Annotated in this window: 14 protein-coding genes; 10 read left to right on the top strand and 4 right to left on the bottom strand. The window is 67.2% G+C overall.

Going from position 1 to position 12,948, the window contains the following annotated elements:
- Positions 1-35 precede the first annotated feature (35 nt).
- The 5 genes from QZ281_RS09875 (at position 36) to QZ281_RS09855 (ending at position 3,998) form a co-directional block, all read left to right on the top strand.
- Positions 36-272, top strand: coding sequence for a hypothetical protein (locus tag QZ281_RS09875; RefSeq protein WP_292227791.1), 237 nt, complete (start codon positions 36-38; stop codon positions 270-272).
- A gap of 242 nt (positions 273-514) precedes the next feature.
- Positions 515-1,633 carry an ABC transporter permease gene (locus QZ281_RS09870; RefSeq protein ID WP_292227788.1) on the top strand — a complete coding sequence of 373 codons (1,119 nt, stop codon included), beginning with the start codon at positions 515-517 and terminating at the stop codon, positions 1,631-1,633.
- Positions 1,630-2,436, top strand: a complete 807-nt coding sequence (locus tag QZ281_RS09865; protein ID WP_292227785.1) for an ABC transporter ATP-binding protein — start codon at positions 1,630-1,632, stop codon at positions 2,434-2,436. Before QZ281_RS09870 ends, QZ281_RS09865 begins: the two co-directional genes overlap by 4 nt.
- 12 nt (positions 2,437-2,448) lie before the next feature.
- Positions 2,449-3,387, top strand: a complete 939-nt coding sequence (locus QZ281_RS09860; protein WP_292227783.1) for an MlaD family protein — start codon at positions 2,449-2,451, stop codon at positions 3,385-3,387.
- The gene (locus tag QZ281_RS09855) at positions 3,384-3,998 is read left to right on the top strand and encodes an ABC-type transport auxiliary lipoprotein family protein (RefSeq protein WP_292227781.1); all 615 of its coding nucleotides are present in this window, start codon (positions 3,384-3,386) and stop codon (positions 3,996-3,998) included. The genes QZ281_RS09860 and QZ281_RS09855 overlap by 4 nt, the downstream gene beginning before the upstream one ends.
- Positions 3,999-4,055: 57 nt before the next feature.
- On the opposite strand, the gene QZ281_RS09850 is transcribed toward QZ281_RS09855, so the two are convergent.
- Positions 4,056-4,706, bottom strand: coding sequence for a 3-oxoacid CoA-transferase subunit B (locus QZ281_RS09850; RefSeq protein ID WP_292227779.1), 651 nt, complete (start codon positions 4,704-4,706; stop codon positions 4,056-4,058).
- A gap of 4 nt (positions 4,707-4,710) precedes the next feature.
- The gene (locus QZ281_RS09845; protein WP_292227777.1) at positions 4,711-5,412 is read right to left on the bottom strand and encodes a CoA transferase subunit A; all 702 of its coding nucleotides are present in this window, start codon (positions 5,410-5,412) and stop codon (positions 4,711-4,713) included.
- 214 nt (positions 5,413-5,626) lie between these two features.
- On the opposite strand from QZ281_RS09845, the gene QZ281_RS09840 reads away from it, so the two are divergent.
- Genes QZ281_RS09840 through QZ281_RS09820 form a run of 5 tightly spaced genes read left to right on the top strand, consistent with a single transcriptional unit; the run spans position 5,627 to position 11,405 of the window.
- Positions 5,627-6,904, top strand: a complete 1,278-nt coding sequence (locus QZ281_RS09840; RefSeq protein WP_292227775.1) for a lipopolysaccharide biosynthesis protein — start codon at positions 5,627-5,629, stop codon at positions 6,902-6,904.
- A complete protein-coding gene (gene glf / locus QZ281_RS09835) occupies positions 6,888-8,036 on the top strand; it encodes a UDP-galactopyranose mutase (protein WP_292227772.1) in 1,149 nt (382 codons plus the stop codon). Before QZ281_RS09840 ends, glf begins: the two co-directional genes overlap by 17 nt.
- Positions 8,033-8,944, top strand: coding sequence for a glycosyltransferase family 2 protein (locus tag QZ281_RS09830; protein WP_292227770.1), 912 nt, complete (start codon positions 8,033-8,035; stop codon positions 8,942-8,944). Before glf ends, QZ281_RS09830 begins: the two co-directional genes overlap by 4 nt.
- Positions 8,929-10,185: an O-antigen ligase family protein gene (locus QZ281_RS09825; RefSeq protein WP_292227767.1), complete on the top strand. Its 1,257-nt coding sequence runs from the start codon at positions 8,929-8,931 to the stop codon at positions 10,183-10,185. Before QZ281_RS09830 ends, QZ281_RS09825 begins: the two co-directional genes overlap by 16 nt.
- Positions 10,182-11,405, top strand: coding sequence for a glycosyltransferase (locus QZ281_RS09820; protein ID WP_292227764.1), 1,224 nt, complete (start codon positions 10,182-10,184; stop codon positions 11,403-11,405). The genes QZ281_RS09825 and QZ281_RS09820 overlap by 4 nt, the downstream gene beginning before the upstream one ends.
- On the opposite strand, the gene QZ281_RS09815 is transcribed toward QZ281_RS09820, so the two are convergent.
- On the bottom strand, positions 11,348-12,406 hold the full coding sequence (locus QZ281_RS09815; RefSeq protein WP_292227761.1) for a glycosyltransferase family 1 protein: 1,059 nt from the start codon (positions 12,404-12,406) through the stop codon (positions 11,348-11,350). The two genes, QZ281_RS09820 and QZ281_RS09815, sit on opposite strands and share 58 nt — an antisense overlap.
- Positions 12,393-12,948, bottom strand: a 556-nt coding sequence (locus QZ281_RS09810) for a glycosyltransferase family 4 protein (protein WP_292227759.1), incomplete at its 5' end; no start/stop codon positions are given. The genes QZ281_RS09815 and QZ281_RS09810, both read right to left, overlap by 14 nt.

Below are 12,948 nucleotides of genomic sequence, written 5' to 3'. Positions count from 1 at the left end.
GTCCAGTTGCATGAAGAGAACGATCCATTCACGCCTTGCCGGCGTACGCGCGGGCGACCGCAGGGCTGGCCGTGCTGGGCCGCAAACCTGCGATGACCGAGGAACGGGGACGGGCGGTGGCGCTTGAGGACGGATCGACGGCGATGCTGACCTATCACCCGTCCTATCTGCTGCGGCTGCCGGATGCGGCGGCGCAGGTCGAGGCGCGAGCCCTGTTTGTTGAGGACCTGATCGCCGTGCGACGTCGTCTGGATAGGGACGAACAGCCCTGAGGCGAAACGAAACAGGCGCGGCTGCGTTTGTGCTCAGCGCCAGCGTGGCGGTATGAGGTCGGCATGGGGGACGTTGTCCCGACACAGTCAGTGGTGAAAGCGTCGCGGGGATGTCATCGCGCGTTGACTAAGCGTGTGCGCATGCGCATTAGCGCGGTCGGACTGTCGTCTGAAATTTCTTGCGGTCCGTGGGGGGCGTCTATGGCCAGCCATACTTCTGTTGTTCTGCCGTCCGGGGCCAAATGAGTCAGGCTCAATATGAAATCGTGGATGCGGACGATGGCGCGGCGAAGCTGCGTCTGACGGGCGACTGGACCACGACGGCGCTGGGCAAGCTGCCGCGCGATCTGGGGCGCGATCTGGACGGCCGCACGATCAAGAGCATCGACACCAGCGAACTGGGCCGGTTCGACACGGCAGGCGCGCTGGCGCTGGTGCAGGCGTCCAGCGGGCGGCTGCCCAAGGGCGTGTGGAAGGAACGGCCCGAGGCCGGACGCATCTATGAGATGATCGAGGTGCTGGAGCGCAAGAGTGCGCCCGCGCCCAAACGCCCGGACCCCTTCACCCGCAGCTTCGCCAAGGTTGGACGCGGGGTTTATGATTTCGCCGCCGAGGCCATGCTTTCGCTGTCCTTCCTGGGGCGGTTGATGACGGCGGTGGTCGAGGCCGCCAAACACCCCGGCGCCATCCGTTGGGCCGCCTGGTTCAGCCAGGGCGAGCGGGCGGGACTGGACGCCATCCCCATCGTGATGGTGACCAACTTCTTCATCGGCGCCGTGGTGGCCTTCATCGGCGTGGACCTGCTGGCTGACTTTGGCGCGCAGGTCTTCGCGGTCCAGCTGATCGGCGTGGCCATGTTCCGCGAGTTCGCGGTGGTGATCGCCTCGGTCCTGCTGGCGGGGCGTTCGGCCTCGGCCTTTGCGGCCGAGATCGGGTCTATGCGGATGAACCAGGAAGTCGACGCCATGCAGGTGATGGGCGTCAATCCGTTCCAGGCCCTGGTGGTGCCGCGTCTGGCGGCGCTGGTGCTGATGCTGCCGCTGCTGACCTTCCTTGGGATGATCGGCGGTTTGCTGGGCGGTCTGGTCGTCTGCTGGTCCACCCTGAACCTGGGCCCGGCCTTCTTCTTCCAGCGACTGGTCGAGGTGGGCGGCATGTCGCAGCACATGATGGTCGGACTGGTGAAGGCGCCGGTCTTTGCGCTGGTGATCGCCGCCATCGGCTGCCGTCAGGGCATGTCGGTCGCGGGCGATGTCGAGAGCCTGGGGCGGCGGGTGACGGCGGCGGTGGTGCAGGCGATCTTCGCCATCATCCTGCTGGACGCCATCTTCGCCCTGATCTTCCTGGAGCTGAACATATGACCGACGCAGCCAAGACGTCGGCGGGTTCGACCGACAAGCCTGAAAACCTGATCGAGGTGCGCGGCCTGCTGAGCCAGTTCGGCGAGCGGGTGATCCACGAGAACCTGGACCTGGATCTGGTGCGGGGCGAAGTGCTGGGCGTGGTGGGCGGTTCGGGCGCGGGCAAGACCGTGCTGCTGAACACCATCATCGGCCTGAAGGAACCCGAAGGCGGCACAGTGAAGGTGCTGGGCTATGACCGCGCGACCATGACCGACGCCCAGGCGGCGGACATCGAGCGGCGCACGGGCATCCTATTCCAGCAGGGCGCGCTGTTCTCGTCGCTGAGCGTGCTGGAGAATGTGGCGGCGCCGCTGGTCGAGCACACCAAACTGCCCAAGTCGGTTATCTATGAACTGGCTGAGTTGAAGATCGCCATGGTGGGGCTGAAGCCCGAGCACCATCACCTGAAGCCCGCTGAACTGTCAGGCGGGATGAAGAAGCGGGCGGGGCTGGCGCGGGCGCTGGCGCTGGACCCGGAACTGGTCTTTCTGGACGAACCGACGGCGGGGCTGGACCCCATCGGGGCGGCGGCGTTCGACGATCTGATCCGTCAGTTGGCGAACGACCTGGGCCTGTCGGTCTTCATGATCACCCACGACCTCGATACGCTGTACGCCATCTGCGACAAGGTGGCGGTTCTGGCGGACAAGAAGGTCGTGGCCAAGGCCACGGTGCAGGAGCTGGAACGCTCTGACCATCCGTGGATCAAGGAATACTTCCTGGGGCCGCGCGGTCGCGCAGCCACCAAGACGGCGGCCTGAGGAGAGCCGATTATGGAACGAGACGCACATTACGCGGCGGTCGGCATCGCCACCATCGCCCTGTTGGCGGCGCTGGCGGTGTTCACCATCTGGCTGGCCCGGCTGCAGTTCAACAGCGACTACGACCTGTATGACATCGTCTTCTACGGGCCGGTGAACGGCCTGTCCGAAGGCGGCGAGGTGCATTTCAACGGCATCCGCGTGGGTGAGGTCACCGACCTGCACATCGACACCAAGCGCGGCGACCAGGTGGTGGCCCGCGTGCGGGTCGACGCCACGACGCCGGTGCGCGTGACCTCACGCGCGCAACTGGAGCCGCAGGGCATCACGGGCCTGAACTACATCCAGATCACCGCCGGTGCGCCTGACAGCGCCCTGCTGAAGGACCAGTATCCCGACAATGTGGTGCCGGTGCTGCAAAGCCAGCCGTCGCCGATCGCCGAACTGCTGAGCGGGTCTGGCACGGTGCTGGCCCAGACGGTGGATGCGCTGAACCGGATCAACCGGGTCATGTCCGACGACAACATCCGCAGCTTCTCGACCAGCGTGAAGAACGTCGAGGCGCTGACGACCGAGCTTGAGGCTCGCAAGGCCATCTTCCAACAGTTGGAAGAAGCGGTGACCAACGCCAACGCCGCCGTGAAGGAATATCAGGCCCTGGCCGTCGATACGCGCCAGATCATCAACACCGACGGTCGTCAGGCCATCGCCAACATCAATCAGGCGACGGGCGAGGCGCGCACCGCCATCGCATCGGCCAACCGGACCATTTCGGGTCTGGAGCAGCCGCTGGGCGACTTCTCGACCTCGACCCTGCCGCAACTGCGCGGCACCATCGAGGAACTGCAGGACGCGACGCGTTCGCTGCAGTCGCTGATCGACGACGTCCGCACCAGTCCGCGTGACTTCATCGGACGCCCGCAATCCAAAGAGCTGGAGGTACAGCCGTGATCCATCGTCGCATCCTCCAACTGGGCGCCGTCGTCGGCGTGGTCGGGGCGCTGGCCGGGTGTCAGGTGCTGAAGACGCCGCCGCCGGTCCAGACCTATCGTTTCGGCCTGCCGTCGGACCTGCCTGCTGTTGGCGATAATCCGTCAACGACCACGGTTGCGATCCGCCGCATCGAGTTCCCGACCGCCAGCGGCAGCGACCGCATCCTGAGCGTGACGGGCACGGAGACGGCCTATATCGGCGGGGCGCGCTGGGTGTCGCCCGCATCGACCCTGTTTGATGAAAGCCTGAAGGCGGCCTTCGCCACCCGTGCGGATCGCATCCGCGTGCTGGACCGCCGCGAGCCGGGGGCGACGCCTCTGGTGCTGCAGGTTTCGATCTCGACGTTCGAGGCGCGCTATTCCGAGCCGGGTTCTGCGCCCGACGTGGTGATCTCGGCGCGCGGCCTGCTGCGTTCGACCCAAGGGCAGGGACGCACGGTGGAGCGGGTCTTTACGGTGACGCAACCCGCCGCCGAGAACCGCGTCTCGGCCATCGTCGCCGCTTTTGATACGGCGACACGGGACATCAATACGCAAATCGCCGACTGGACGATCCAGTCGGCGAAATAAGTCAGATGGCTTCGTCCCCTTTGGCCCTGGCCAGAGGGGACGTTTTCCATGTGCGGACTATTGCAGCCCGGCGGCCACCGAATAGGTCGCCTCGGTCTTGGCGGCGACCTCGTCCAGGGTGACGCCTTCGGCCAGTTCGATCAGCTCCAGACCGCCGCCGTTCGGCTTGACGTCAAACGTGGCCAGATCGGTGATGATGCGGCTGACGACGCCTGTGCCGGTCAGGGGCAGGGTGCAGGACTTCAGCACCTTGGACTGGCCGTGCTTGTTGGCGTGCTCCATGACCACGACCACACGCTTGACGCCCGCGACCAGATCCATGGCGCCGCCCATGCCCTTCACCAGCTTGCCGGGGATCATCCAGTTGGCGATGTCGCCGTTTTCGGCCACTTCCATCGCGCCCAGGATCGACAGGTTGATGTGTCCGCCGCGGATCATGGCGAAGCTGTCGGCGCTGCTGAAATAGGACGACTCGGGGATTTCCGTGATCGTCTGTTTGCCGGCGTTGATCAGGTCGGGGTCTTCCTCGCCCTCATAGGGGAAGGGGCCCATGCCCAGCATGCCGTTTTCCGATTGCAGGGTCACGACCATGCCCTCGGGGATGTAGTTGGCCACCAGGGTCGGGATGCCGATGCCCAGGTTCACGTAGAAACCGTCCTGCAGTTCCTTGGCGGCGCGTTCAGCCAGTTGTTCGCGAGTACGAGCCATTGGATTAAGCCTCCCGCTGACGGACAGTGCGCTGTTCAATGCGCTTTTCGGACACGGTCTGGATCAGGCGGTCGACATAGACGCCCGGCGTATGGATATGGTCCGGGTCGATCGAGCCGACGGGGACGATCTCTTCGACCTCGACGATGGTGACCTTGCCGGCCGTGGCCATCATCGGGTTGAAGTTGCGGGCGGTCTTGCGGAAGACCAGATTGCCGCGCTCATCGGCCTTCCAGGCCTTGATGATCGACAGGTCGGCGACCAGGCCGGTCTCCATGACGTATTTGCGGCCGTCGAACTCACGCACTTCCTTACCTTCAGCGACCAGGGTGCCCACGCCGGTGGCGGTGAAGAAGGCGGGGATGCCTGCGCCGCCTGCGCGGATGCGCTCGGCCAGGGTGCCCTGCGGGTTGAACTCCAGCTCCAGCTCGCCAGCCAGATACTGACGCTCGAACTCCTTGTTCTCGCCGACGTAGGACGAGATCATTTTCGCAATCTGGCGGGTGCCGAGCAACTGGCCCAGGCCGAAGCCGTCCACGCCCGCATTGTTCGAAACGACCGTCAGGCCCTTAACGCCGGAATCGCGCAGGCCCGCGATCAGGTTCTCTGGAATGCCGCAAAGGCCGAAGCCCCCCGACATGACCATCATCCCGTCGAAGGTCACGCCTTCGAGCGCGGACGTGACGTCAGCGTAGATCTTTCCCATCGGTCTCCCTTTTCACCGTCTGATGAATATTGCGGCGTCGGACCGCTCTTAGTCTGGAAGCGATCTAAGGGGCAAGGGCTGATGGCGACAACCATCATGCATCCGCAGGACGTATTTCAGCCGCCTGGATGCGTCGGTGCGTCCAGGTTTGCGGTTTTCGCAGTGATCGTGGCGTGCTTAACATCGCGTCTGGGTTGATCTTGTGGGGGCGAGGTTGGGGGACGGGCGGCATGGGCTGCTGTCGGCCAGAGGGCTGACGGAGGCGGCGCTGGTTTACGCCGCGCACGCCTTTCGCCTGATTGCGCCCCTGCTGCTGTACCCGGTCCTGACGCGGCGGCTGGGGCTGGAGGGGTTCGGTCATTATGCGGCGGGACTGTCGCTGGCCCTGATGGTTTCGGCGGTGGTCGAATACGGGTTCGGCCTGTCGGGACCGCGCGACATTGCGCAGGCGAAGACCGATGAACGCGGACAGGTGGTCGGTCGGGTGCTGGGCGCGCGGCTGTGGCTGGCGCCGGTCGGGCTGTTGCTTGGTGGAATGCTGGCCCTTTCCAATCCGGTGTTGAGGGGCAATCCGTGGGCGGTCGCGGGCGCACTGGCGCTGGGCGTGGCGCAGGGCTCCAGCGTCCTGTGGTTCTTCCAGGGCGTGCGGCGGCCCGGCGTGGCGGCGACGGCGGAGATGCTGGGGCAGGGGGCGGCCATGGTCGTGATCCTGTGCTGGGCCAGCGCGTCGGTCGGCGGGGCGCTGGCGGTGCAGGCGCTGGGGCTGGGCGGCGGGATCGCGGCGGGGGCGGTGCTGATGATCCGTGAAACGCGCCCGGTCTGGCCGACGACGCGAGAGGTTGTGGCGGTGCTGCGCGGTGACTTCGCCCTGTTCGCCAGTCGAGGGCTGATCGTGGCCTATACGGGGGCGTCGGCCTTTGTGGTCGCGGCTCTGGCGGGACCGGCGCAGGCGGCGCTGTATGGGGTGGCGGACCGGTTGGTGCTGGCGGCGACCTCCTTCCTGCGGCCTCTGGCGGGACTGATCGGGCCGAGGGTCAGCGGCCTGATGCGCGATGATCCCGACGCCGCCTATCGCACCACGCGATGGAGCCTGATCCTGACGCCGGGCGTGGCGGGGGCGGGGGCCGTGGTCGCTGTGCTGTGCGCGCCGTTTGCGATCCGCCTGCTGTTCGGCGCGGCCTTTGCCTCGGCTGCGGAAGTGCTGAGGGTGCTGGCGCTGATCCTGCCGCTGGTCGCCGTCAGTCAGGTGCTGGGGCCGCAGTTGATGACGCCATTGCGGATGGACCGGGCCTTCGCCGTCGTGGTCGGGGTCGGGTGCGGGGTCACCCTGATCGCCGCCGCGGTGCTGGCGCCTTCCGCTGGAGCCATCGGCATGGCCTGGGCGCGGGTGATCGGTGAGGCGGCGGTGGTCGCGGCCTGCGTCATCTGTCTGCGGGCGCACTGGACGCATCTGACGCCCGGACTGCGGAGGGACAATGCCGCAGCGATATGACTGGTTGATCGTGGGGGCGGGCTTCACCGGGGCGACGGCGGCGCGTCGGCTGGCAGAGGATTTCGGCCAGACCGTGCTGCTGATCGACCGGCGCGGGCATCTGGGCGGCAACGCCTGGGATCGGCGTGATGAAGCGGGGCATATGGTCCATGCCTATGGCCCGCACATCTTCCACACCAACAGTCCGCGCATCTTCGCCTTTCTGAGCCGGTTCACCGACTGGCGACCCTATTTCCATCGCGTGCTGGCCCATGTGGACGGGCGGATGGTTCCGGTGCCGTTCAATCTGGATTCGATGGCGGCCCTGTTTCCGGCGCGGATGGCGGAACGGCTGTCGGAGAAACTGATCCAGCGATACGGTTTCGGCGCCCGGCCCAGCATCGACACGTTGCGGCGTGAGGCGGACGACGCCGACCTGAAGTTTCTGGCGGACTATGTCCATGACCGGGTGTTCGTGAACTACACGACCAAGCAATGGGGCGTGGGACCGGACGCGCTGGACGCCTCGGTCACGGCGCGGGTGCCGGTGGTGGTCAGTCGCGACGACCGCTATTTCGCCGACCGCTATCAGGCCATGCCGCGTGACGGCTATGCGGCCCTGTTTCAGCGGATGGTCGATCACCCAAACATCCATGTGTCGCTGCAGACCCAGCACACGGTAGTCGAGGCGGCGCGGTTCGAGCGCATGATCTATTGCGGGCCGCTGGATGAGTATTTCGGTTCGTCGGCGGGCGCTCTGCCGTACCGCAGTCTGCGGTTCGAGCATCAGGTGGTGGAGGCGGCGGACGGCCAGCCGGTCGGGACCGTCAACTATCCCAACGAGTTCGATTTCACCCGGATTACCGACTTTCGCCATCTGAGCGGAGAACGGGCGGCGACGACGGCGCTGCTGACCGAGTATCCGATGGCGCATCAGCCGGGGGTGACCGAGCCCTATTACCCCGTGCCGTCGCCGGACAGCCGGGCGCTGGCGAACGTCTACAGGCAGATGGCGCAGGCGCTGGCGGGGCGGGTCTGGTTCGCGGGAAGGCTGGCCGATTTTCAATATTACAACATGGATCAGGCGGTCGGGCGGGCGCTGAGCCTGGTGGACAAGGAACTGGCGCCAGCGCTGGAGCGGACTGCGGCATGAGCGGCGGGATTTGGGCCGTGGTGGTGACGTGGAACCGGCGGGCGTTGCTGGAACAGTGTCTGGAGGCCCTGATGGTGCAGACGCAGGCCTGTGACCGGGTGCTGGTGGTGGACAACGCCAGCGATGATGGGACGGACGAACTGCTGGCCGAATGGAGCGGCCGCGTCACCGTGCTGAGGCTGGATCGGAACACAGGCGGGGCGGGCGGTTTCAACGCGGGCGTCCGGGCGGCGGTCGAGGGCGGGGCGGAGCGGGTCTGGCTGATGGACGACGACGTCCTTCCTGAACCGCAGGCGCTGGAGCGGCTGCTGGCGGCGGAGCGGGCGCTGGAAGGGCGGGGTGTCGAGGCCGCCTTCCTGTGTTCGACGGTGCGGACGCCGCAGGGGGCGCTGACCAATGTGGCGGAGGTGGATCGGCGGCTGAATGGTCTGGGTTATGCGGCCTGGGGCGAGCATCTGGATCTGGGGCTGATGGCGACGCGGCAGGCGACGTTCGTGTCCCTTCTGACCTCGCGGGATCAGGTGTTGCGGCACGGTCTGCCGCTGGCGCCCATGTTCATCTGGGGCGACGATACGGAGTATACGCTGCGGCTTTCGCAGGATCGGCCCGGCTTTGTCGTGGGCGACAGTCGGGCGGTGCATGTGCGGGCAGCGCCGGGGGCGCTGAGCCTCGCGCACGAAAGCGAACCGGGGCGGATCAGGCTGCATCGCCTGCTGACCCGAAATGTGATCCTGACCAAGCGGCGCCACGAGGGGCGGGCGTCGGCGACGCGCTATGCCGCGTCACGGGTCCGGCTGGCGGCGGGGCTGATCCTGCGGGGGCGATGGCGCAAGGCGGGGGTGCTGCTGGCGGGCGTGATCGACGGTGTTCGCTTCAATCCCGAGGTCGAGTTTTGCGCGTCGCGGTGAAGGTTCTGCGCAAGGGGCGGTTCCGCGCCCTGGCGCCGCCCGTGACGGTGGAGGAGCTGGCTGCGCTGCATGAACGGGCGGCGCTGGCCTTGTTGGGGTTTGGCGTGACCCTGCCGGTCTTTCTGGCGCCGGGTCATCTCAGTTCGCCACGCCTGTCGGATCTGGCGCTGGTGTTCGCCCTGCCGATGATCGTGACGCGGTGGCGGCGGTCGGGGCGAGGCCTGAGGGGGTTCTGTCTGGCGTCCGTCGTGCTGTTGCTGCTGACGCCCCTGCTGCAGATGGTGCGGATCGGCCAGACGCCGAACCTGCCCGATGTCGTCTTCTGGTCACGCTGGATCGCGGCGGTGGTGGCGGCGACGGCGGTGGCTCATGCCGTGGTCACGGACAGACGGCGCAGGCGGTTGTTCTTTCTGGCTATGACGGCTGGGGCGGCCTGTCATCTGGCGACCTATGGGCTGTTGGAGGTCATGGGGCGCGCCGGGCTGGAGGTGGTCGGACTGGCCTCGCCGCGCGCAGCCCTGACGACGGCGGCGGCGCAGGCGCGGATCACGACCGTGGCTGAACACCCCAATGCGGCGATGGCCCTGATCGGACTGGCGGTTCCGGCCTGTCTGGCGGCGTCGGCAAAGGCGATGGAGCGGCGTCTGCTGCTGTATCTGGGTGCGGGCGTGGTGCTGGTCGGGTTCGTCTGCACCCTGTCGCGCGGCGGGACGCTGGCGGCGGCTCTGGCGATTCTGGTCTGGCTGATCATTCGGATGAGGCGGGCGGACGGGCGCAATCCGCTTGAGTTCCTGATCCTGACCTGTCTGCTGGCAGGGGCGGCTCTGGTCGATCAGGTCATGGGCGGGGTGATCGACGTCGCACGGTTTGCGGCGCGGTTCGACGTGCTGCGTCTGGACGAGAACATCAGCGGGCGGGCGGAGACCTGGATGCGGGCGCTGGGGTTCATCGCCAATCATCCGCTGGGCGTAGGCTGGTCCTCACCCCAAGAGTTGGGGCCGTTTCGCGGTCTGACGGTCAGTCATAACGGCTATCTGTTCATGGCGCGGACGGTGGGCGTGGCGGCGGCTGTGGGCCTGCTGGCGCTGCATGTCAGGTCGGCGCTGAAACTGGATGTGTTCGCGCCACTGGCCGTGTTCGTGCTGGTCATGATGTGCAGCGAGGATCTGACGCAGGGCGCCAGTTTCATCTTCATCGCCTGTCTGACGGCGGCGCTGGCGTTTCGGCGGCGGGCGGCATGAGGGTGCTGCTGGTCAACACCCTGTACCCGCCGGACAGCGAGGGCGGGGCCGAGCGCAGCGTGGCGCAACTGGCGCACGGACTGGCGGGCGCGGGCGTCGATGTGACAGTGCTGGCGCTGAAGGCTGACGGGGCGCTCGGCAGAGAACATCGGGACGGCGTGACCGTGTGGCGGGCGCCGATGCGCAACCTGTATTGGCCCTATGACGGCGGCGGCAGGCGGTCGGCGCTGTTGCGGATGGGCTGGCACACGGTTGAGGCGTTCGGTCGGACGATGGACGGCGTGGTCGCCCGGGTGATTCAGCAGGCGCGCCCCGACCTGATCCATGCCCAGGTGACGACCGGGTTCGGGACCTCGGTGACGCGTGCGGCGAAGCGGACGGAACTGCCGCTGGTGCAGACGGTGCGTGATTATTCGCTGATGTGCGCGCGGGCGGCGATGTTCCGAAAGGGACGCCGGTGTGCACAGCGGTGCGGGGACTGTGTGCTGCTGACGGCGGACAGGAAGCATGCATCGGAACGGGCGCAGGCCTGGGTCGCTGTCAGCCGCAGTCTGGCCGAGGCGCATCTGTCGGAAACCTATTTCGACGGCGTGCCGGGGCAGGTGATCGGCAATGCAGCGGCGATGGTGCAGGCGTCGGTGCGTCCGGGGTTCGATCTGGCGCCGGAACTGGTGTTCGGCTTCATCGGGCGGATCGAGCCGGAGAAGGGTGTCGAGGTTCTGTTGCAGGCGGCGATGCGGCTGGGCGACGGCTGGCGGCTGAAGATCGCCGGGCGGGGGGATACGGCCTATGTCGCGGCCTTGCAGAGGCGGTTCGATGATCCGCGCATAGACTGGCTGGGGCAGGTTGAGGCGGAGGTATTCTACAGGTCGGTCGATGTGGTCACGGCGCCCGCTCTGTGGGCCGAGCCGTTCGGCAGGGCGGCGGCGGAGGCCGTGGCGCAGGGGCGGGGCCTGATCGTCTCACGCATCGGCGGTTTGCCTGAAGCTGCGGGGGATGCGCTGTTTGTGATGCTGGTCGAGGCTGGAGATGTGGCGGGTCTGGCCGAGGCGATGCAGCGGGCGCTGGACGCGCGCGAAGACTGGCGGTTCGGCGCCATGATCAACAGCCGCACGGCGCCGCGCTGGACCGAGGCGGCGGTGGTCGAGGAGCATCTGGCCCTCTATCGCGAGGTTCTGACCAGGGCGTCGAGCACAGCGGCGGACGCGTCCCAACTGTAGGCGGCGACGCGTTGGCGGGCGATGGCGCGCCATTGCGGATCGGCAGGCAGATCCAGGCTGGCCATCATCAGGGCGGCGAGGGCGGCGTCATCGTGCGGCGCGAAATAGAGGGCGGCAGGCCCGCAGACCTCATGAACGGCGGGAATATTGGAGGCCAGAACGGGACAGGCTTGGGCGAAGGCCTCCAGCGGCGGAATGCCGAAGCCTTCGTAGAGGCTGGGGAAGATCAGGGCGCGGGCTTGCCGCAGCAGACCAGCGACGGCGGCGTCGTCCAGTCGTCCAGCAAAGATGATGCGGGGATCATCGGCGTGAAGGCGGCTGAAGACCTTGGCGTCCTGTCCCCCGACCAGAACCAGCCGCACGTCGGGATCCGCTATGCGCGTCAGGGCGCGGATCATGGCCGGGATGTTCTTGTTGGGCGCCAGATTGCCCAAGGCGACGAAGAAGGGGCGGCGGTCGAGGCCTAGACGCGCCGCAGCGCCCAGATCCGGTGTGAGGCGGACGAAATGGTCCGCGCCATTGGGGGCGATGGCAATGGCGTCGGCAGGCGTTTCCAGCACGGCGGACAACTCCGCGCGGGAGAAGTGGGAAACCGTGGCCAGCGTCGCGCGCCGAGCCAACGTACGCCCCAGCAGTCGATGGACGAGGGCGTATCCCGGGCGGAAATGCTCGGGGTGGCGGAAGACGGCGGCGTCATGGATCACGACTGTCTGACGCGGGTGGAGCACCGGGCCTGAGCCGGCCAGACTGAGCAGGGCGCCGCGTCGTGCGGCGTGGGCCAGCACGGTCTGCTCCCAGACATGCCCCGAACCAGGCAGGCGGCGTATGGGGATGGACGTCAGGTCGAAGTGGGCGGCGTCATGGGGCGCCAACAGCACATAGTCGGCGGCGTTTGGGCGACGATCCAGGGCGCGCACGATCTCGCGCCCATAGCGCTGCACCCCGCTGACGGGCTGGGCCAGGAAACGGCCGTTCAGATAGATCGGCTCAGGCCCCGGCAAGATGGCGCACGGTGAAGGCCTTGCGATAGACGGCGATGGTTTCGTCCGCCATCCGCGCGACAGAGAAGGCCTGGATGAAGTCAGGGCCGACGGCCTGACGCGGACGGTTGGCCCAGTCGATGATGGCGTCGGCGAACTGGTCGGCAGAGGCGTCGAGGGGCAGGGCCTGCCCCTGCGCGCCAGCCTCCAGAACCGCCTTGGCGCCGCCGAATGCGGTGCTGACCAACGGCAGGCCTGACAGGGCGGCCTCAAGCACGACATAGGGCAGGGCCTCATAACGACTGGGCGCCACCAGCATGTCCAAGGCGGGCAGCAGGGCGCGGGCGTCATGATCCGTCAACAGACGAACAGCATCGCCGCCCGCCGCGCGAGCCTGTTCCACCAACGGGCCGTCGCCGATCATCAATCCCCTGACGCGAGGATCACGTTCGGCGGCGATGCGGACGGCCGCGGCGAAGCGTACAGGGTCTTTCTGATCGACGAAGCGGCCGACGAAGCCCGCGACGACAGCGTCGTCAGGCAGGTTCAGGGCGGCGCGGACG

Source organism: Brevundimonas sp., assembly GCF_018608325.1.
Classification (GTDB): Bacteria; Pseudomonadota; Alphaproteobacteria; order Caulobacterales; family Caulobacteraceae; genus Brevundimonas.
This window is presented reverse-complemented; position numbering and strand designations above follow the sequence as displayed.

Bases quoted from the DNA above. Each gene is read 5' to 3' on its own strand.
- QZ281_RS09845 (WP_292227777.1), bottom strand. From the start codon at position 5,412: ATGGGAAAGATCTACGCTGACGTCACGTCCGCGCTCGAAGGCGTGACC.
- QZ281_RS09820 (WP_292227764.1), top strand. From the start codon at position 10,182: ATGAGGGTGCTGCTGGTCAACACCCTGTACCCGCCGGACAGCGAGGGC.
- QZ281_RS09830 (WP_292227770.1), top strand. From the start codon at position 8,033: ATGAGCGGCGGGATTTGGGCCGTGGTGGTGACGTGGAACCGGCGGGCG.
- QZ281_RS09870 (WP_292227788.1), top strand. From the start codon at position 515: ATGAGTCAGGCTCAATATGAAATCGTGGATGCGGACGATGGCGCGGCG.
- QZ281_RS09860 (WP_292227783.1), top strand. From the start codon at position 2,449: ATGGAACGAGACGCACATTACGCGGCGGTCGGCATCGCCACCATCGCC.
- glf (WP_292227772.1), top strand. From the start codon at position 6,888: ATGCCGCAGCGATATGACTGGTTGATCGTGGGGGCGGGCTTCACCGGG.
- QZ281_RS09865 (WP_292227785.1), top strand. From the start codon at position 1,630: ATGACCGACGCAGCCAAGACGTCGGCGGGTTCGACCGACAAGCCTGAA.
- QZ281_RS09850 (WP_292227779.1), bottom strand. From the start codon at position 4,706: ATGGCTCGTACTCGCGAACAACTGGCTGAACGCGCCGCCAAGGAACTG.